Raw genomic sequence first — 20,357 nt, forward strand, 5'->3', positions numbered from 1 at the left:
TTTTTACCTAACAAAAAAGCGGGAATATTCCCGCTTCTTTGACTATCGACGTAAGCCAAGCTTTGTGATTAATTCACGGTAACGTGTGATATCGCTATTACGAAGGTAAGTAAGTAAGTTACGACGTTTACCAACCATCTTTAATAGACCACGACGTGAATGATGATCCTTCTTGTGAGTACGTAAGTGCTCGTTTAGAGTGTTAATTTGCTCCGTTAGGACAGCAATTTGAACCTCTGGAGAACCAGTATCAGTCTCATGAGTTCTAAATTGTGCAATGATTTCATTTTTACGCTCTTGTGTTAAAGCCATCCTATTTCACCTCCTAATAATTAAACCCCCAGTTACCTAGCAAGCATCGGTGAGTCGCAATGCCAAGTAATGGTTGTCATAAAGTACATAACATAGAATACTACTTTTCATTTGAAAAAGCAAGTATATTCTTTACGCTCGTAAAATATTCTTGGGCAACCTTTTTATCTTGAGCGATTTGCGCAACTAACTCATCAATTCCATTAAACTTTTTTTCTTCTCTTATACGCATGTGCCACTCCACTGTAACACATTGATCGTATATGTCTTTATTAAATTCAAATAGATGCACTTCAATAGATAATTGACGCTCATTCTCTTTGAAAGTTGGTTTATATCCGATATTACATACACCATCATGCCATTCATCATGGACCTTCAACCTTACCGCATATACACCTACAGGTGGCAACAGATATTCATCACTTAAACCTATATTTGCAGTTGGAAAACCAATTTGACGTCCACGCTTATCACCGTGTACAACTGTTCCTTCTACCGTGTAAGCTCTCCCTAAAATAGATGGAATTTGTTCCATTTCACCGTTTCGAATTAACTTTCGTAATGAAGTAGAACTTACTTTTTCTTCTTGATATTCAACTTTTTCGATCACGGTTTGTGTAAACTCCCCTCTTGCATGAAATGGTAAAGTCTCCATCTTTCCTTTTCCTAAACGTCCATATGAATAATCAAAGCCTGCTACTACATGCTTTACATTTAAACCAATAATATACTCATCGACAAACTGTTGTGGCAATAATCCAGCAAATGGCTCATCGAATTTCACCACATATAAGATATCAATTCCTAAACTTGCGATGATTTCTTCTTTAAGACGCATCGGTGTAATATACTCCACATGCGCTTCTTTTTTCCCTAATACAACAGATGGGTGTGGATGGAACGTCATGACAGCACTTTTACATCCTCTTTCATCCGCTATTTTTTTCGCTGTTCGAATCACACGTTGATGTCCTAAATGAATGCCATCAAAATATCCTAATGCCATTACAGTAGGTGGTAATTCTATTTTATTTTGTTCATGTGGATGAGTTAAATGAATAAGTTTCACGCTTGAATTCACCTTTTTCTGTAATAATCCTTCCAATAATTCATTATAGCTTTAGTTCTTGATTATTCACAAGTACTTTCATTGGCTTTAGCATGCCAGGGTGTTTTGGGTGATGCTCATAAATTGCTAAGCAACTATCATTTTTATCAAATACTGTAATAAATGGTGCTGTTGTTTCTAATTCATTCTTTAAGAACATGCCATTCTTTATTTTTTCAGCTTGCTTTTCATCTACAACCATTTTTGGAAACTTACTTAGCGCCTCATCGATTGAGATGAAAATAGACTCTACTGTTCCATTTTGCACGCTTTCTTCAATTTCTTCAAATGATATGCAATCTTCTAGTAAAAATTCACCAGATGCTGTTCTTACAAGGTGAGACATATGTGATGGAAATCCAAGTTTTTCACCAATCATTACTGCTAGTGTTCTTACATATGTTCCTTTACTACACGTTACACGGAAACGAAATGAAATGTTTTCTCCTTCAAAAACTTCACGTTCATCAAGTAATACAAATTCATGAATTGTAATTGTACGAACTGGACGTTCAACTTCTTGTCCTGCCCTTGCATATTCGTATAGTTTTTTTCCGTTAACTTTTACAGCTGAGAACATCGGTGGCATTTGTTCAATTGTCCCTGTTAGTTCCGCTAGTACCTCTTCTACTTCTTTACGTGTAATGACACGATTTACATCTTGTTTCTCCACAACTTCACCAGAAGCATCTTCTGTTGTTGTTGAAAATCCTAATGTCACTTCACCTTCGTATGTTTTTGTTTCACTTGTCAAAAATTGCGCGATTTTTGTTGCACGCCCAACGCAAATAGGTAATACTCCTGTTACATCTGGATCCAGTGTCCCTGTATGACCAATTCGTTTCTCACGCAATATCTTTCTTAATTTGAACACACAATCATGTGATGTCATTCCCTTTGGCTTATGTAATAATACTACACCTTCCATATATTCACCTCATCGTTATTCTTTTGTAGTAATTGCAATTATGCAAAACTTATTTTACATGGAAAAAATGGATAGACAAATGTCTATCCATTATTCTTCACGTTTACCGTCTTTATTAATTTGATGTAAAAGTGTATCAATTCGATGACCATATCCGATAGACTCATCAAACTCGAAGGAAATTTCCGGTGTTTTACGAAGACGAATACGTTGGCCAATTTCTGAACGAATAAAGCCTTTTGCCTTCGCTAAACCTTTTAATGTATTTTCTTTCTGTTCTTCGTCACCTAAAACAGAAATATATACTTTAGCAATTTGTAAATCTCCACTTACTTGTACATCTGTTACTGTAACAAATCCAATACGTGGGTCTTTAATTTTACGACTGATAATGTCGCCTAATTCTTTTTTCATTTGCTCGCCCACACGGTTCGCACGTAATTTCATAACTCTTCACCTCATTCAATACCATTCCAAATGTGTTATCGTACGTTCAATTTCAGGAAATGAATCGATATACTCAAGTACACGATTCATTTCTTTTTCACAGACAACACGATTTGAGGATACGGAAACAATTGCAATTTCTGTACGTTGCCATACATCTTGATGCCCAACTTCAGAAACAGCTACATTATAGCGCTGTTTCACACGAGTTAGCACACGTTGCAAAATTGCTCGTTTCTCTTTTAAAGAATGCACATCGTAAATCATACACTCGAATGAGAGTGAAGCGATAATCATCGCTTCACTTCTTCCATAACGTATGCTTCAATGATGTCCCCTTCTTTAAGATCATTATATCTCTCAATTGTAATACCACACTCATAGTTTTGTGCAACTTCTTTTACGTCGTCTTTGAAACGTTTTAACGTATCAAGTTTTCCTTCGAAGACTACTACGCCATCACGGATAATACGAACGCCACTATCACGTGTGATTTTACCGTCTATTACGTAACAACCTGCGATTGTTCCAACTTTTGTTACTTTGAATGTTTGACGAACTTCCGCTTGACCGATTACTTTTTCTTCGAATTCTGGATCCAGCATACCTTGCATTGCTGATTCAATTTCTTCGATTACTTTATAGATAATACGGTGTAAACGAACATCAACTTTCTCTAATTCAGCTGTACGCTTCGCATTTACATCAGGGCGTACGTTAAATCCAATTACAATTGCATTAGATGCAGAAGCTAAAATAACATCAGATTCTGTAATCGCACCTACGCCTGTATGGATAATTTTCACTTTTACGCCTTCAACATCAATTTTACGAAGTGATGCTGCCATTGCTTCTACAGAACCTTGTACGTCTGCTTTCACAATTAAGTTAATTTCTTTTACATCGCCCTCTTGGATTTGTTGGAATAAATCTTCCAGGCTGAATTTAGATTTCTCACCACGTTGTGCAACTAACGCTTCTTGTGCACGTGATTCACCGATTTGACGAGCTTTCTTCTCATCAGCGAATGCCATGAAACGATCTCCCGCTTGTGGCACTTCATTTAAACCTGTAATTTCAACAGGAGTTGATGGACCAGCAACTTTTACACGACGACCAATATCACTTACCATTGCACGAACACGACCGAATGATGTTCCAACAACAATTGGATCTCCAACTCGAAGTGTACCGTTTTGAACAAGTAATGTCGCGATAGTTCCTTTACCTTTATCAAGCTGTGCTTCAATTACAGTACCAGCTGCATAGCGATTTGGATTTGCTTTATATTCTTCTACTTCACTCACAAGAAGGATCATTTCTAGTAAGTTGTCAATTCCCTCGCCTTGAATCGCAGAAATTGGTACGAAAATCGTGTCTCCGCCCCAAGCTTCTGGAACTAATTCATATTCTGTTAATTCTTGCATTACACGATCAGGATTTGCCGCTGGTTTATCCATTTTATTCACAGCAACAATAATTGGTACTCCAGCTGCTTTCGCATGGCTAATCGCTTCAACTGTTTGTGGCATAACACCGTCATCAGCTGCAACAACAAGAATTGTAATATCTGTTACTTGTGCACCACGAGCACGCATTGTTGTAAATGCCGCGTGACCTGGTGTATCTAAGAACGTAATTTTCTTATCATTTACATCAACTTGGTATGCACCGATATGCTGAGTAATTCCACCAGCTTCGCCAGCAGTTACTTTTGAATTACGGATAGAGTCAAGCAATGTTGTTTTACCATGGTCAACGTGTCCCATAATTGTAACAACAGCTGGACGTTCTTTTAAGTTTTCTTCATCATCTTGCTCATCGATGAATGTTTCAAATTCAGTTTCACTTACAACTACTTCTTCTTCTACTTCAATACCGTAATCAGTTGCAATTAACTCAATTGTATCTTTATCTAAGTCTTGGTTAATTGTTGCCATAATTCCTAGCATGAAGAGCTTTTTAATAATTTCAGATGGCTCTTTGCTTAACTTTTTAGCAAGGTCACCTACTGTAAGGCTTCCAGAGAAAGTGATTTTATCTGGCGTTTCTACTATTTGTGTTTGTTGTCTTCCAGCAAAGTTATCTTGACGTTTGTCTTCATTTGCTTTGCCTTTTTTCTTATTCTTATTGCTGTTCTTTTTACTGCGAACAACTTTCTCTTCTACTTCAAACTCATCTGCAACAGAAGGTTTTTCTGCTCCAGTGTTATATTGATTATCTAATTTGTTTACTACTTCATCTTCTAACATTGTCATATGATTCGAAACCTCGATATTCATCTCTTTTAGTTTTGTCATAAGATCTTTACTTGAGATATTATTTTTTTTTGCATATTCATGTACTCGAATTTTACTCATACCTTCACCCCCGGTAATTTGTATCGAGCATGCTACGTAGCTTTTTCGCAAAGCCTTCATCTAACACAGCTACGACGACTCGCTCGTCTCTCCCAATCGCATGCCCTAATTGTTGTCGATTTTCGACTTTTCTCATTGGTATGTTGTAGTACGTGGTTTTATCAATGATGCGTTTTGTAGTGTTCGCTGACGCATCTTCAGAAAGCAATACTAGCTTTGCTTTGCCACTTCGTACTTCTTTTAAAACGAGTTCTTCACCCGAAATGATTTTTCGAGCGCGGTTTGCTAGTCCTAAAAATGATTTCCAATCAGACACTTATTTCGACTCCTTCTCAACAAGCTCAAGAAGCTCTTCGTACAGAGAACTGTCGATTTTCGCTTTTAGATGATGTTCCAAAATGTTTTTCTTTTGAGCTTGAATAATGCTTTCTTTATCTTTTGATAAATATGCACCTCGTCCTGATTTTTTTCCTGATAAATCAATAGACACTTCGCCCTCTTTGGAACGAACAATGCGAACTAGCTCTCGTTTTGATTTCATCTCTTGCGTCGCAATACATTTTCGTAACGGAACTTTTCGATTGCTCATACTCATCACCTCTATTCGATTTCGTCTTCAGCTGAATCGAATCCGAATGCGATTACGTTATCTTCTTCTGTCACAATACCAAGTTGTTTCGCATCAGACTCACTTTTAATATCAATTTTCCAGCCTGTTAATTTAGCTGCAAGACGCGCATTTTGTCCACGCTTACCAATCGCTAATGAAAGCTGGTGGTCTGGAACAACAACAGTTGTTGCTTTCTCTGCTTCATCTACAAGTACTTTAACAACCTGTGATGGACTTAAAGCATTTGCAACATATTCAACTGGGTCATTCGACCAGCGAACGATGTCAATCTTTTCACCTTTTAGTTCATCTACAACGCGTTGTACACGTTGTCCTTTTGGTCCTACACAAGAACCTACTGGATCAACATCGATATTCTCTGCATATACAGAAATTTTAGAACGGTCGCCTGCTTCACGTGCTACAGAGCGAATTTCTACAGTTCCATCATAAATTTCTGGAACTTCCATTTCGAATAAACGTTTTAAAAGACCAGGATGTGTACGTGATACGTAAATTTGTGGTCCTTTTGTTGTCTTTTCTACTTTTGTAATAAATACGCGAATACGATCATGTGGTTTATATTGCTCATTTGGCATTTGCTCACTTACAGGTAATAAAGCTTCTACTTTACCTAAGCTTACATAGATGAAACGAGCATCTTGGCGCTGTACAATACCAACCATAATGTCTTCTTCACGATCACTAAATTCTGAATAAATAACACCACGTTCCGCCTCACGAACTCGCTGTGTTACAACTTGTTTTGCAGTTTGCGCTGCAATACGACCAAAATCTTTTGGCGTTACTTCAATTTCTAGTACATCGCCATCTTGGTAGTTTGGATTAATTTGTCTTGCCTCTTCTACAGAGATTTCAAGACGTGGATCAAATACATTATCCACAACGTCCTTACGTGCTAAAACTTGAATTGTTCCCACTTCTGGGTTAAAGCTCACACGAACGTTTTGTGCTTGGTTGAAATTGCGTTTATAAGCAGAGATTAATGCTGCTTCAATCGCATCAATAATAATATCTTTACTAATACCTTTTTCTGACTCTAATACGAGCAAAGCATCTAACAACTCAGTGCTCATGAAGATCCCCCTTCTTACTAAAACGTAACAGCAAGTCGCGCATTTGCAACTTTATCCATTGGAATTTGGATTTCTTTTTTACGTGTTTTAATTGTTAATAGTAGTGTAATTGTAGTACCGTCGTAGGAAAGTAGCTTTCCTTCAAACATCTTCTCACCATCAATCGGCTCATATGTTTTAATTGCCACTTGTTTTCCTACCGCTTGCTGGAAGTCTTTCTCTTTCTTTAATGGGCGTTCCGCTCCAGGAGATGATACATCCAAAAAGTAAAGATGAGGAATTGGATCCTCTTTATCTAAAGCTTCGCTTAAACGTTCACTTACCGCACCGCATTCTTCAATGTCGACTCCCTTTTCAGAATCGATGAATACGCGTAAGAACCAGTCTTGTCCTTCTTGCACATACTCTACATCTACAAGTTCAAGATTTAACTCTTCAACGATTGGCTGCGCAAATGCTTCTACAACTTCTGTGACTTTCTTATCCATAAACAGCCTCCTTCCTGCCGCCATGTACCATTTACAAGAAAAGATCCCGTTCATAAAGACGGTCTATCTTATTCTTTCTCGTTAGCTAACAAAAGCCCCTGCCGTTAAGCAGGGAATATCTGTCCTAGTATTACCAAATTTAAGAAGTAAAACTTGTAACAAAATATGTATATACGACAGAAATATCTTTACTATCTACATAGACAAAATGTAGATAGTAACACGAAAGAGTGGGTTTCCCCACTCTCTTTTTCACAAAATATACATGACATGGTTATCTCGGTTTATAGTATACCATAGCAAATATTGATTTGCAAAGACTTTTCCTACCTATTAGAACAGTGACAATTGGTTTTGATCCGGTAAATCTCCTAGACAACCTTGACCATCTAAATACTCAATAATCGTTTTAGAAACCTTACTGCGCTGCTGTAAGTCTTCTTTTGATAAGAAATCACCATTTTTACGAGCTTCAACAATACTGAAAGCTGCGTTTGTACCAAGACCAGGCACTGCATTAAATGGAGGAATTAAAGTATCCCCATCAATTATAAATTCGGTTGCATGCGAGCGGTATAAATCAACCTTTTGGAATGAATAACCACGCTCACACATTTCAAGTGTCATTTCTAGTACCGTTAATAAACTCTTCTCTTTCGGTGCTGCATCCAATCCCTTTTGTGCAATTTCATCAATTTTTACACGTATGGATGCTGAACCTTTCGCCATCGCCTCTACATCAAAGTCATCTGCACGAACTGTAAAATATGCCGCATAGAATAAAAGTGCGAAATGTACTTTAAAGTATGCGATACGTACAGCCATAAGTACGTAAGCAGCCGCATGGGCTTTAGGGAACATGTACTTAATCTTCTTACATGAATCAATATACCAACCTGGTACATTGTTATTTCTCATTTCCTCTTCCCATTCTTCTGGTACACCTTTACCTTTACGCACCGACTCCATGATTTTGAAGGCTAATGATGGATCCAAGCCTTGATAAATTAAATATACCATGATGTCATCACGACAACCGATAACTTCACTCAGTGTACACGTACCGTTATAAATTAATTCATTCGCATTACCTAACCATACATCTGTACCATGGGACAGTCCAGAAATTTGGACAAGCTCTGAAAACGTCGTTGGTTTCGTTTCTTCTAACATTTGTCTTACGAATTTCGTACCAAACTCTGGTATACCAAGTGTACCTGTTTTACAGTTAATTTGTTCTTCCGTTACCCCTAAAGATTCTGGACCAGAGAAAATCTTCATTACTTCTGGATCATCCGTTGGGATTGTTTTCGGGTCAATACCACTTAAATCTTGAAGCATACGAATAACAGTCGGATCATCGTGTCCTAATATATCAAGTTTCAATAAATTATCATGAATTGAGTGGAAGTCAAAGTGCGTTGTTCTCCACTCAGCACCTATTGAATCAGCCGGAAACTGAATTGGTGAAAAGTCAAAAATATCCATGTAATCTGGTACAACGATAATACCACCTGGATGCTGTCCGGTCGTACGCTTTACACCTGTACATCCCGCAACTAAGCGATCAATCTCTGCATTTCGAATTGTTAAGTTATGATCATTAGCATAACCTTTCACATACCCATAAGCGGTTTTTTCCGCAACCGTACCAATTGTTCCTGCGCGGTATACATAATCTTCACCGAACAGTAATTTCGTATAGTTATGGGCGCGTGGTTGGTATTCTCCGGAGAAATTCAAATCGATATCCGGCACCTTATCCCCTTTAAATCCAAGGAACGTTTCGAAAGGAATATCATGCCCATCTTTCACATATGGAACATTACATGTTGGGCATTCTTTATCTGGCAAATCAAAACCAGAACCTACAGAACCGTCATTAAAGAACTCTGATTGTTTACAATTTGGACATACATAGTGTGGTGGTAATGGATTTACTTCTGTAATTTCCATCATCGTTGCAACAAATGATGAACCTACCGATCCACGCGAACCTACTAAATAACCGTCTACTAACGATTTTTTCACAAGCTTATGTGAAATTAAATAAATAACGGCGAATCCATGTCCAATAATACTTTTCAATTCTTTTTCCAAACGAGCTTCTACAATTTCCGGTAGTTCATCTCCATAGATACTTCGTGCCATTACATAGCTCATATCACGTGTTTCATCATCGGCACCTTCAATTTTCGGTGTATATAAATCATCTTTTACTGGATGAACATCACCAATTAATGATGCAATCTTGTGTGTATTTGTCACAACAATTTCTTTTGCTTTGTCTTCACCTAAGAATGAAAAACAATCTAGCATTTCATTTGTTGTACGGAAATGTACAGGCGGTAATGAATGGCGATTTAACGGATTAGCTCCGCCCTGCGAACTGACTAAAATTTTCCGATATATCGCGTCCTCTGGATCTAAATAATGCACATTCCCAGTAGCAACAACTGGCTTATCTAACGTCTCACCTAGTTTTACTAGGTTAGAAATTATTGTTTTTAACTGTCCTTCATCTCGAACGAGTTCACGTTCTACTAAATGACGTAACACTTCTGGAGGCATGACCTCAATATAATCGTAGAACTGCGCAATTTCTTCTACTTCTTCAGGCGCTTTTTGCATCATAGCTTCAAACACTTCACCTTTGTCACAAGCTGTTCCTACTATAATGCCTTCACGATATTTTTTTAATAGTGATCGTGGTACACGTGGTACACGATAAAAGTAATTCAAGTGAGAATATGAAACAAGTTTATATAAATTTTTCAACCCAACATCTGATGTGGCAAGTAATGTCATATGACTTGGACGCCCACGTTTATATGCATCCCCTTGTCCCATACTATCGTTTAGTTGATCGTGATATTCAAATCCCTTTTCAATTACATCTTTTAACATCTTCACAAGTAAATATCCCGTTGCTTCTGTATCATAAATCGCACGGTGATGTTGCGTTAATTCAATATCAAGCTTTTTACACATCGTATTTAATCGATGATTTTTCATTTCCGGGAATAAGAAACGTGCAAGTTCTAACGTATCAAGAACTGGATTTTTCGTTTTTTCTATCCCAGCCTTTTTAAAACCTACGTTAATAAAGCCCATATCGAAGCTTGCGTTATGAGCAACAAGTGTATGGTCACCCATCCATTCCTCAAACTTTTTAAACACTTCGTCCACTTCTGGTGCATCAGTTAACATATCATCTGTAATACCTGTTAATTCAATAATCGTCGCCGATAATGGTTGATGAGGATTTGCGAAAGATTCAAAGCGATCAATAATTTCGCCACCTTTTACCTTTACAGCAGCTAACTCAATGACTGTATCATATACAGCAGATAACCCTGTTGTCTCAACGTCAAAGACAACATATGTTTCTTCTGCAAGTAGACGATGTGCTTCGTTATACGCTATCGGCACACCATCATTAACTAAATTTGCTTCTACACCATATAGAACTTTAACTCCAGCCTTTTTACCAGCAGAATATGCTTCTGGGAATGACTGTGCAACAGCATGGTCTGTAACTGCAATAGCCTCATGCCCCCATTTTCCTGCTTGGGCAACGAGCTTAGAAACAGAAGTAACAGCATCCATTTGACTCATTGGAGTATGAAGATGAAGTTCTACTCTTTTTTCCCCTTCTTTTGCTTTATCTTTACGAGAAGGTCCCGTTATTTCATTTATATCATTTGCGATCATAACTAAATCACGCACGAATGTATCATTTTGAACTGAACCACGCGCTTTTACCCACGTTCCTTTTTTCAAGGATTGTAACATCGGGATATCTTCTTTATCACGTGAGAACATCTTAATCATAATAGAGTCCGTATAGTCAGTTATCTTTAAAGTTAATAACGTACGTCCACTACGAAGTTCTTTCGTCTCTACATGGAAAACATACCCTTGAACGGTTTTTCTTCTTTCTTCATCTTGAATTTCACGCAGCGGCGTAATCTCTTCATCTGGCTTAATAAGGTAACCAAGCACAACTGGTCCTTCATGAACAACATCACTTTCTTCAGCTTGCTTTTTAGCCATCTCTTCCATAGCCTGTATAACTCGTTGACGATCTTCTTCCTGTGTTTGCTCACGAAACTTTTGCATTTCTTCTGTATTTTGCTTTATATGTGTGTCTAGCTGAAAACGTGGGAATCCAAAAGCTTCGTATTGATCCCCTACTGGTTTCGCAACGTTTTTCTTTAAAGCAGTAGATTCCAGCTCATTATTCACATTTACTAGCAACTTCACGCCATTGACCTGCGGAAGTTGCTTCTTTAAGTACGCGAACATAGGTGAAAATGTAATTCGTTCTGTACAAAGCGGCCAATATGCCTTCACTTCTTCTTCTGTAAATTGTTTATTCTCTGTTTCTAATGCAAATGTTGTTCTTGCAATATGAGAAAATGATTGCTTAAGCTTTGTTTCTAGCAACTCATATAATTCTGTCGGCAAAATACGTGGCACTTGTAAGTCAAAATGCCAACTTTTATTCGCTTTATCAATAACTAGCTTTTCAATTCCACCGCCATGTAAATATTGATTTATAAGGTCTTCTGGTATTTGCAACTGTTGGAGCAAAATTTGAAATCGCTCTTGTTGTTCATTTGTTAATGACATAAGCACTCTCCTTCCATTTGCTATTATAAATTGAAACGTACTACAAAGAAAGATTTCTCCCTTCTTCTTTTACAAAATACGTTTACAAAGAAAGAGAAGGTACCTCATTACGAGGTACCTCTTCTTATTTTAAAATATTAGCAATATATGTTTGAAGTTCTTCTACTTTCACTTCTTCAGACTCGCCTGTAGCACGTACTTTCACTTCTACAATACCTTCGTCTGCTTTTTTACCAACTGTAACACGAACTGGAAGACCGAATAAATCTGCATCTGCAAATTTAACACCTGCACGTTCTGCACGATCATCTAGTAATACTTCGTATCCTTGCTCTTGTAATGAGTTGTAGATATTTCCACCCATTTCACGTTGTGCATCAGATTTCATATTTACTGGAATTACATGCACATGGAACGGTGCAACAGCTTTTGGCCAAACTAAACCATTCTCATCATTAAACTGCTCTGCAATTGCTGCCACTGTACGAGATACACCGATACCGTAACAACCCATAATAAGTGGTTTTGTTTTTCCGTTTTCATCTAGGAACGTTGCGTTCATTGCTTCACTATAACGAGTTCCTAATTTGAATACATGACCAACTTCAATTCCACGTGCGAAAAGAATTGTTCCATTTCCATCTGGAGATTGGTCTCCTTCTTGGATGAAGCGTAAATCTGTATATTGACTTACTTTAAAGTCACGTTCTGGATTTACATTTACATAATGGAATCCTTCTTCGTTCGCTCCTGAACATCCGTTGACAATTGATGCTACAGCATGGTCAGCGATAATTTCGATATCCCCTGTAACACCAATCGGTCCTAAAGAACCCACTTCACAGTTTAATAACTCTTTTATTTCTTCATGTGAAGCAAGCTCAACGACTGAAGCTCCGTATACATTCTTCACTTTTACATCATTGACTTCATGATCGCCACGAACAAGTACTACTACTAATTTCTCATCTACTTTAAACACCATAGATTTAATGCATTTTTCCGCTGCAATATTTAAGAATGCAGATACTTCTTCAATAGCTTTTTGATCTGGAGTTGCTACTTTTTCAAGTGCTTTTTCGGCTTCATCACTCTTCGTATACGTAGCAACAACAGGAGCCATTTCAATATTTGCCGCATAATCAGATGTATCAGAATACGCAATTGTATCTTCACCTACATCAGATAACACCATAAATTCGTGTGTATCTTTTCCGCCCATTGCTCCAGAATCAGCGATAACTGCACGGAAATTCAAACCACAACGAGCAAAGATATTAGAATACGCTTTGTATAAACCGCTATATACTTCATCCAAACTTTCTTGTGTTGCATGGAAAGAATACGCATCTTTCATTAAAAATTCTCTTCCGCGTAATAAACCGAAACGTGGTCTTTGCTCATCACGGAATTTTGTTTGAATTTGATATAATGTTAATGGTAGTTTTTTGTATGATTTAATTTCATCACGTACAAGATCTGTAATTACTTCCTCATGAGTTGCCCCTAGCGCAAACTCGCGTGCATTACGATCTTTCATACGCATTAATTCTGATCCGTAAGAATACCAACGGCCTGATTCTTGCCATAATTCAGAAGCTTGCATAGCTGGCATTAATAGTTCTACTGCCCCTGCGCGCTCCATTTCTTCACGAACAATACGTTCTACTTTGTGTAACACTTTTAAACCAAATGGTAGAAAACTATAAATACCAGAAGCATTTTGACGCATAAACCCTGCGCGAAGTAATAATTGATGACTCTTAATTTCAGCATCTGCTGGAACTTCACGTAATGTAGGACTGAATACCATACTTTGTTTCATTTATTCGCACCTCTTCATTTTACTCTTACACGCAATAAAATCCCTCACCTCGAGTTAGGTGAGGGATTTTATTCTACGAGCTCTATTTCATTATAAACTTCTTCTTATTTTACAAGAAAAACTTACGGATGTCATTCCATGTTACAACTAACATAAGCAACATTAATAATGCAAACCCAATAAAGTGAACCATTCCTTCTTTTTGACGATCAATTGGTTTTCCTCGTAACGCTTCAATTAAGAAGAAGAACAAACGTCCACCGTCTAAAGCTGGGACTGGTAATAAATTAAATAAACCAAGGTTAATACTTAAAACTGCCGCTAAACTTAGTACACGCGTAAATCCATAATCTACAACTTGATCTGTTAGATTATAAATTCCTACTGGACCTGACAACTCATTAATAGAAAATTGACCCGTTACTAATTTCACAAGAGAATCAAAAATTAGTTTCGTCCATTCGTATGTTTGTTCAAATCCTGATTTAATAGAACCCATCACTGTTTTCTCTACAGGAGAATAAACACCAATTCTACCAACTTCGTCTTTTCCTTCTTTATCAAGCGTTGGTGTTACTTTCACATTAAATTGCTCACTATCACGCTTTACATGTAACGTAATTTCTTTATTTGGGTTTTCACGTACAATCGTTACAACATCTTTCCATGTACTAGTGTTCTTACCATTGATTGCTTGAATTGTATCGTTTTCTTTTAATCCAGCTTGTTCTGCAGCACTATTCCCCATTACTTTTCCAACCATCGGTTTGTCAACAGGAACTCCTTGTACAAATCCAAGAATCACAAAAATAACAAATGCTAGAATAAAGTTCATTGCAGGACCTGCAAAGATTGTTAGAGCGCGTTGACCCAATTTTTTAGAGCCAAATTGTCTATTGTACGGAGCGATTTGAATTTCTTCTCCCGCAGAAATGATACGAGCTTTTTCATTCACTCGGAACGTTTGCAGCTCTTCCTCGTACTCTTCATAACCCGAAATTGTAAGATTATGCTCTAAATCAGCTTGTTCGACTTCAATGACACGAACATTTGGATATTTTTCATGTCCGTCAAAAACTAATTTCACAACTTCGTCTTTTTCATTTAATACAAGCCCAACCTTTTTTCCAGGTTTTAACTCAACTGTGTCCGCATCCTCGCCAGCCATTCTTACATAGCCACCAAGGGGCAATAATCGAATCGTATACACCGTTTCATTCTTTTCAAATGAGAATATTTTTGGACCAAAACCAATCGCAAACTCGCGGCACAAAATACCTGCTCTTTTTGCGAAATATAGATGCCCTAGCTCATGGAAAAATACGAGTGCACCGAAAATTAATATAAAGGCAATCGCTGTATTCAATTCCATAACCACCTTTGCTAAATTTGTTCCATCACAAACCGTCTTGTGGCTGCGTCAATTTCCTGAATTTCCTCTAAGCTCGGACGTGCAATGACAGTGTGATGGTGCATTGCTTTTTCAATGAGGTCTTCCACTGTTAAGAAACCAATTCTCTTTTGTAAAAAAGCTTCAACAGCTACTTCATTTGCCGCATTCATTACAGCCGGCATACTTCCACCTGTCTTTCCAGCTTCATACGCAAAACGTAGACAACGGAAACGCTCTTGATTCATTTTCTCAAAATGCAATGTTCCCATTTCCCATAAATTTAACTGTTTCGTGTCTGAAAGAGGTAATCTATCAGGATATGTAAGCGCGTATTGAATCGGTACTCGCATATCAGGTGAGCCCAGCTGTGCCATTACACTACGATCTTCAAATTCAACCATAGAATGAATAATACTTTCTTTATGTAGAACAACATCGATTTGCTCATAAGGGATACCAAAAAGCCAGTGTGCTTCAATTACTTCTAGCCCCTTATTCATCATTGTAGCAGAATCAATTGTAATTTTCGAACCCATTGACCAGTTTGGATGACGAAGTGCATCTTCTACGGTCACTTGATGCAATTCATCTCTCGTTTTATCACGAAAACTTCCGCCTGAAGCAGTTATAATTAAGCGAGAGATTCTTTTTTCATTTTCACCATTCAAGCATTGAAAAATAGCTGAATGTTCACTGTCTACTGGAAGTAACGATACATTATGTTTTCGTGCTGCTTCCATTACAAGATGCCCTGCAGTTACTAACGTTTCTTTATTTGCAATTCCAATTGTTTTTTTCGCCTCAATTGCGCGGAGTGTAGGTAACAACCCTACGCTACCTACAACAGCATTCACTACAATTTCTGTATCTGGGTGTAGCGCTACTTCTAATAAGCCTTCGCTACCATATACTACTTTTGTATTACCAGAAACAGCTTGTAATTTTAAAACATCTTCCTCTCTTTGCACAGAGACAATTTGCGGAGAAAATTCTTGAATTACCTTTACTGCATAATCAACATTTTTCCCTACAGAAAAAGCAACGAGACGGAATTGGTCTGGGTGCGAGCGTAACACATCTAATGTTTGTGTACCGATTGATCCGCTTGCACCTAGTAAACTAATGTTTTTCATGACTCCAACCCCTCGTTCATTTATTAATTGTATTGTAATAAGAAGTATAGAATTGGTAACACAAATAACCAACTATCTGTTCGATCTAAAATACCACCATGTCCAGGTAAGATTGTACCGGAATCCTTTACACCATAATGGCGTTTAAAGGCAGATTGCACTAAATCACCAATTTGTCCAAAAATAGAAATGATAATCGTCAGAACGATTAAAATTCCTACATTCGCTTCAACTGGGAAGAACATGTTATAAACAAGTGCAACAACAATTCCACAAACAATTCCGCCTAATGAACCTTCAATCGTTTTATTCGGACTAATTTCTGGCCACAATTTTCTTTTTCCAAATGCTTTTCCTATGAAATAGGCACCTGAATCAGTTGCCCATATGACAAATAGTGCACAGAACACATATTTGATTCCTAATATTCTCGTTTCATTTAAATATAAGAATCCCATTCCAACATATGTCGTTGCCATAAGTAAAAATGAAGCATTGTCAAAAGTAAATGTATTCTTAGAAAGGACTGTATATGATAAAAGTAATAAAACAATCACAAATGTGATTTCTAATTTACCTAATCCAATCCACGTAAACAGTTCTGATGCACTACTCGGAATTAAAATAATCCACAATAATACTGCAGCTAAAACTGTTGGTACCGAAATAAGCGTAAGCTTGTTCATACGAATTAATTCATATAAACCTATAGAAGCAAGTGCATACACTAAAACTGTAAAAGGCACGCCACCGTAAATTACGATGGGAATGAATAGCGCGGCAGCAATCACTCCAGTAATAATTCTCTGTTTCACTACCAAACCCTCTCTTTCTACACGCCTCCGAATCTGCGCCCTCTATGTTGAAAGTCTGTAATCGCATTTAGCAAATGTTCCTCGGTAAAATCTGGCCAATACACATCTGTAAACCAAAATTCCGAATAAGCAATTTGCCATAACATGAAATTACTAATACGTAACTCTCCGCTTGTACGGATTAACAGCTCTGGATCAGGTAAAGAACTCGTCATTAAGTAAGAAGAAATCATTTCTTCACTTATTTCTTCCGAACGAATTTTTCCTTCCTCACTATCTTTCATCATATGTTGCACAGCAGAAACGATTTCATCTCGACTTCCATAGTTTAACGCGAAATTAAGAATTAATCCCGTATTCTCTTTCGTATCTTCCATGGCTTTTTCCATCGCTCTGCGCGTATGCGTAGGAAGACGATCTTTTTGCCCTATTACTCGGACTTGTACATTTTCTTCAATCAACTCTGGTAAAAATGCACCTAAAAATTCTTCTGGAAGCTTCATCAAATAATCAACTTCTTTTTTCGGTCTTTTCCAGTTCTCAGTCGAAAAAGCATAAAGAGTTAATACTTTCACATCAAGCTTACTTGCAAATTTTGTGATTTTCTTCACAACTTGCATACCTTCATGATGACCAGCAATGCGAGGCATGGCTCTTCTCTTTGCCCATCTTCCATTACCATCCATAATAATAGCAATATGTTCTGGGATATATCCTTTTTTCACTTTTTCAATGAGATGATCAAACGATGTGACCTTTTTACTTTTAAAAAAAGGAAACTTTTTAAACATCATTCATACCCTCCAACAAGCAGACGTATGCCTAAAAGTGTAAAAAGACCCCCTTAAGAAGAGGGTCATATTTGCGAAATTATCGCTATTACACTTCCATAATTTCTTTTTCTTTGTTTTTTGCGATTTCGTCAACTTTTGCAATATATTTATCTGTTTCTTTTTGGATATCTTCAGTATATCCTCTTAAATCATCTTCTGTAATGTCGCCAGCTTTTTCAAGCTTCTTAAGGTCATCATTACTGTCACGACGTACGTTACGAACAGCAACTTTTGCTTCCTCAGCATATTTTTTCACAACTTTTACAAGATCACGACGACGCTCTTCTGTTAATGCAGGGAATGCAATACGAATTACAGTTCCATCATTAGAAGGGTTTAAGCCTAAATCTGCTTTTAAAATTGCTTTTTCAATATCACCGATAGAAGTTTTATCATAAGGTTGAATTACAAGCAAACGTGCTTCTGGAACTGTAATGTTCGCTAATTGCACAACTGGTGTTGGTGCACCATAGTAATCAACTTGTACCTTATCTAATACAGACGAGCTTGCACGACCAGCGCGAACTGTTGCTAATTCACGAGAATAAGCAGCAACTGCTTTTTCCATTTTTTCATTTGAAGACTTCAATACTTGTTGTCCCATAATTTATTTCCCCCTTACAACTGTTCCAATATTTTCGCCTAAAACGGCACGTTTAATGTTACCTTTTTCCATAACCGAGAATACAATTAATGGAATATCATTATCCATACATAAAGAAGAAGCTGTAGAATCCATTACACCTAAACCTGCTTTTAGTACATCTAAGTAAGTAAGTGTTTCGTATTTCGTAGCTGTTGGGTCAATAGATGGATCTGCACTATATACGCCATCCACATTATTTTTCGCCATTAAAATAACGTCCGCTTCGATTTCAGCTGCACGTAATGCTGCTGTTGTATCTGTAGAGAAGTATGGGTTACCAGTACCTGCAGCAAAGATAACAACACGTTTTTTCTCTAAGTGACGAATTGCTTTACGACGAATGTAAGGCTCTGCCACTTGACGCATCTCAATTGAAGTTTGTACGCGAGTTTGAATTCCAATATTCTCTAAGCTATCTTGAAGAGCTAATGAATTCATAACTGTTGCCAACATGCCCATGTAATCTGCTCCTGCACGATCCATGCCCATTTCGCTTCCAATTTTCCCACGCCAAATGTTACCGCCACCAACAACAACAGCAACCTCTACATCAAGTTCTGCAATTTCTTTCACTTGTTCCGCAACTGACTTAATAACAGCTGGGTTAATTCCAAATCCTTGCTCGCCAGCTAAAGCTTCTCCGCTTAGCTTTAAAACAACACGATCATATTTCGGTTTACTCATAATGAACCTCCAATTGCTTACATCTTTATTTTAAAAAAGGGAACACAATGTGTTCCCTAATCTGTATTAGTTGTTACCTTTTACTTGGTTCATTACTTCTTCAGCAAAGTTGTCTTCGCGTTTTTCGATACCTTCACCAACAGCGTAGCGAACGAATCCTTTTAATGTTCCGCCTTTAGACTCAACGAATTGACGAACTTTCATATCAGGGTTCTTAACGAATGTTTGGTCAAGTAAGCAAATCTCTTCAAAGAATTTGCCAAGACGGCCTTCTACCATTTTCGCAACGATTTTTTCAGGCTTGCCTTCGTTTAAAGCTTGTTGTGTTAATACTTGACGCTCATGCTCAACTTCTTCAGCTGTTACAGCATCACGGTCGATGTATTTAGGGTTAACTGCTGCAATGTGCATTGCTACATCTTTAGCAGCTGCTTCATCAGTAGAACCTTCAAGAACTGTTAATACACCAATACGTCCACCCATGTGTAGGTAAGCGCCGAATGCATCTGCATCAGTTTTTGATACGATTTCGAAACGACGAAGTGTAAGTTTTTCACCAATTTTAGCGATTGCTTCATTGATGTGCTCTTCTACTGTTTTGCCGCCTTCAATTGTTTGAGCCATAGCTTCTTCAACGTTAGCAGGTTTGTTAGCTAATAAGTGAGCAGCTAATTCTTTAATTAATGCTTGGAAACCTTCGTTTTTCGCAACGAAATCAGTTTCAGAGTTTAATTCTAAGATTAAACCTTCGTTACCGTTTGTTTCGATGAAAGTTAAACCTTCAGCAGCGATGCGGTCTGCTTTTTTAGCAGCTTTCGCAATACCTTTTTCACGTAAGAAGTCAATTGCTTTCTCCATGTCGCCATTAGTTTCAGTTAAAGCTTTTTTGCAGTCCATCATACCTGCGCCAGTTTTTCCACGAAGTTCTTTTACCATTTGTGCAGTGATTGCCATATTTTTCATCCTCCTAAAATATGTATTTATACCTTTTATAAAGGTGTTTATACCTTAAAAAAGGTGATAAAAGGCCGAACCCCTTA

General features: G+C 37.5%; 19 protein-coding genes. All 19 read right to left on the reverse strand.

Translation table 11 applies throughout. From position 1 onward, the window contains the following. Positions 1-42: 42 nt before the first annotated feature. Positions 43-312: a 30S ribosomal protein S15 gene (gene rpsO / locus NSQ47_RS12550; RefSeq protein ID WP_001229392.1), complete on the reverse strand. Its 270-nt coding sequence runs from the start codon at positions 310-312 to the stop codon at positions 43-45. 100 nt (positions 313-412) lie between these two features. Further along, positions 413-1,384, reverse strand: a complete 972-nt coding sequence (ribF, locus tag NSQ47_RS12555; protein WP_002160744.1) for a bifunctional riboflavin kinase/FAD synthetase — start codon at positions 1,382-1,384, stop codon at positions 413-415. A gap of 43 nt (positions 1,385-1,427) precedes the next feature. Next, positions 1,428-2,351 carry a tRNA pseudouridine(55) synthase TruB gene (truB, locus tag NSQ47_RS12560; protein ID WP_002160743.1) on the reverse strand — a complete coding sequence of 308 codons (924 nt, stop codon included), beginning with the start codon at positions 2,349-2,351 and terminating at the stop codon, positions 1,428-1,430. Positions 2,352-2,441: 90 nt separating this feature from the next. After that, the gene (gene rbfA, locus NSQ47_RS12565; RefSeq protein WP_002146104.1) at positions 2,442-2,798 is read right to left on the reverse strand and encodes a 30S ribosome-binding factor RbfA; all 357 of its coding nucleotides are present in this window, start codon (positions 2,796-2,798) and stop codon (positions 2,442-2,444) included. Between the two features lie 15 nt (positions 2,799-2,813). Next, complete coding sequence (locus tag NSQ47_RS12570; RefSeq protein WP_002088157.1) at positions 2,814-3,095, reverse strand: DUF503 domain-containing protein; 282 nt, start codon at positions 3,093-3,095, stop codon at positions 2,814-2,816. Further along, positions 3,092-5,158, reverse strand: coding sequence for a translation initiation factor IF-2 (gene infB / locus NSQ47_RS12575; protein WP_002111364.1), 2,067 nt, complete (start codon positions 5,156-5,158; stop codon positions 3,092-3,094). The genes NSQ47_RS12570 and infB overlap by 4 nt, the downstream gene beginning before the upstream one ends. A gap of 4 nt (positions 5,159-5,162) precedes the next feature. Further along, positions 5,163-5,474, reverse strand: a complete 312-nt coding sequence (locus NSQ47_RS12580; RefSeq protein ID WP_001286519.1) for a YlxQ family RNA-binding protein — start codon at positions 5,472-5,474, stop codon at positions 5,163-5,165. Further along, the gene (gene rnpM / locus NSQ47_RS12585; RefSeq protein WP_002088161.1) at positions 5,475-5,747 is read right to left on the reverse strand and encodes an RNase P modulator RnpM; all 273 of its coding nucleotides are present in this window, start codon (positions 5,745-5,747) and stop codon (positions 5,475-5,477) included. Positions 5,748-5,758: 11 nt separating this feature from the next. Continuing rightward, a complete protein-coding gene (gene nusA, locus NSQ47_RS12590) occupies positions 5,759-6,865 on the reverse strand; it encodes a transcription termination factor NusA (RefSeq protein WP_002111366.1) in 1,107 nt (368 codons plus the stop codon). Positions 6,866-6,882: 17 nt separating this feature from the next. Further along, positions 6,883-7,353, reverse strand: coding sequence for a ribosome maturation factor RimP (gene rimP / locus NSQ47_RS12595; RefSeq protein ID WP_000359098.1), 471 nt, complete (start codon positions 7,351-7,353; stop codon positions 6,883-6,885). Positions 7,354-7,686: 333 nt separating this feature from the next. Further along, on the reverse strand, positions 7,687-11,988 hold the full coding sequence (locus tag NSQ47_RS12600) for a PolC-type DNA polymerase III (protein WP_078172936.1): 4,302 nt from the start codon (positions 11,986-11,988) through the stop codon (positions 7,687-7,689). A gap of 124 nt (positions 11,989-12,112) precedes the next feature. After that, complete coding sequence (locus NSQ47_RS12605; RefSeq protein WP_002160741.1) at positions 12,113-13,813, reverse strand: proline--tRNA ligase; 1,701 nt, start codon at positions 13,811-13,813, stop codon at positions 12,113-12,115. A gap of 109 nt (positions 13,814-13,922) precedes the next feature. Next, positions 13,923-15,179 (reverse strand): RIP metalloprotease RseP, encoded by a 1,257-nt coding sequence (rseP, locus tag NSQ47_RS12610; protein WP_002160740.1) that lies wholly within the window; start codon positions 15,177-15,179, stop codon positions 13,923-13,925. 17 nt (positions 15,180-15,196) lie between these two features. Continuing rightward, positions 15,197-16,339 (reverse strand): 1-deoxy-D-xylulose-5-phosphate reductoisomerase, encoded by a 1,143-nt coding sequence (gene dxr, locus NSQ47_RS12615; RefSeq protein ID WP_002014547.1) that lies wholly within the window; start codon positions 16,337-16,339, stop codon positions 15,197-15,199. 23 nt (positions 16,340-16,362) lie between these two features. After that, a complete protein-coding gene (gene cdsA, locus NSQ47_RS12620) occupies positions 16,363-17,154 on the reverse strand; it encodes a phosphatidate cytidylyltransferase (RefSeq protein ID WP_002160739.1) in 792 nt (263 codons plus the stop codon). A gap of 17 nt (positions 17,155-17,171) precedes the next feature. Continuing rightward, positions 17,172-17,948 (reverse strand): isoprenyl transferase, encoded by a 777-nt coding sequence (gene uppS, locus NSQ47_RS12625; protein ID WP_002111371.1) that lies wholly within the window; start codon positions 17,946-17,948, stop codon positions 17,172-17,174. 85 nt (positions 17,949-18,033) lie between these two features. After that, the gene (gene frr, locus NSQ47_RS12630; RefSeq protein WP_000531506.1) at positions 18,034-18,591 is read right to left on the reverse strand and encodes a ribosome recycling factor; all 558 of its coding nucleotides are present in this window, start codon (positions 18,589-18,591) and stop codon (positions 18,034-18,036) included. A gap of 3 nt (positions 18,592-18,594) precedes the next feature. Further along, positions 18,595-19,317 carry a UMP kinase gene (gene pyrH, locus NSQ47_RS12635; protein WP_002146098.1) on the reverse strand — a complete coding sequence of 241 codons (723 nt, stop codon included), beginning with the start codon at positions 19,315-19,317 and terminating at the stop codon, positions 18,595-18,597. 66 nt (positions 19,318-19,383) lie between these two features. Next, the gene (gene tsf / locus NSQ47_RS12640; protein WP_002146097.1) at positions 19,384-20,271 is read right to left on the reverse strand and encodes a translation elongation factor Ts; all 888 of its coding nucleotides are present in this window, start codon (positions 20,269-20,271) and stop codon (positions 19,384-19,386) included. Positions 20,272-20,357 lie beyond the last annotated feature (86 nt).

Source organism: Bacillus sp. FSL R10-2780 (genome assembly GCF_038006125.1).
In the GTDB taxonomy this organism is placed as follows: Bacteria; Bacillota; Bacilli; order Bacillales; family Bacillaceae_G; genus Bacillus_A; species Bacillus_A cereus_U.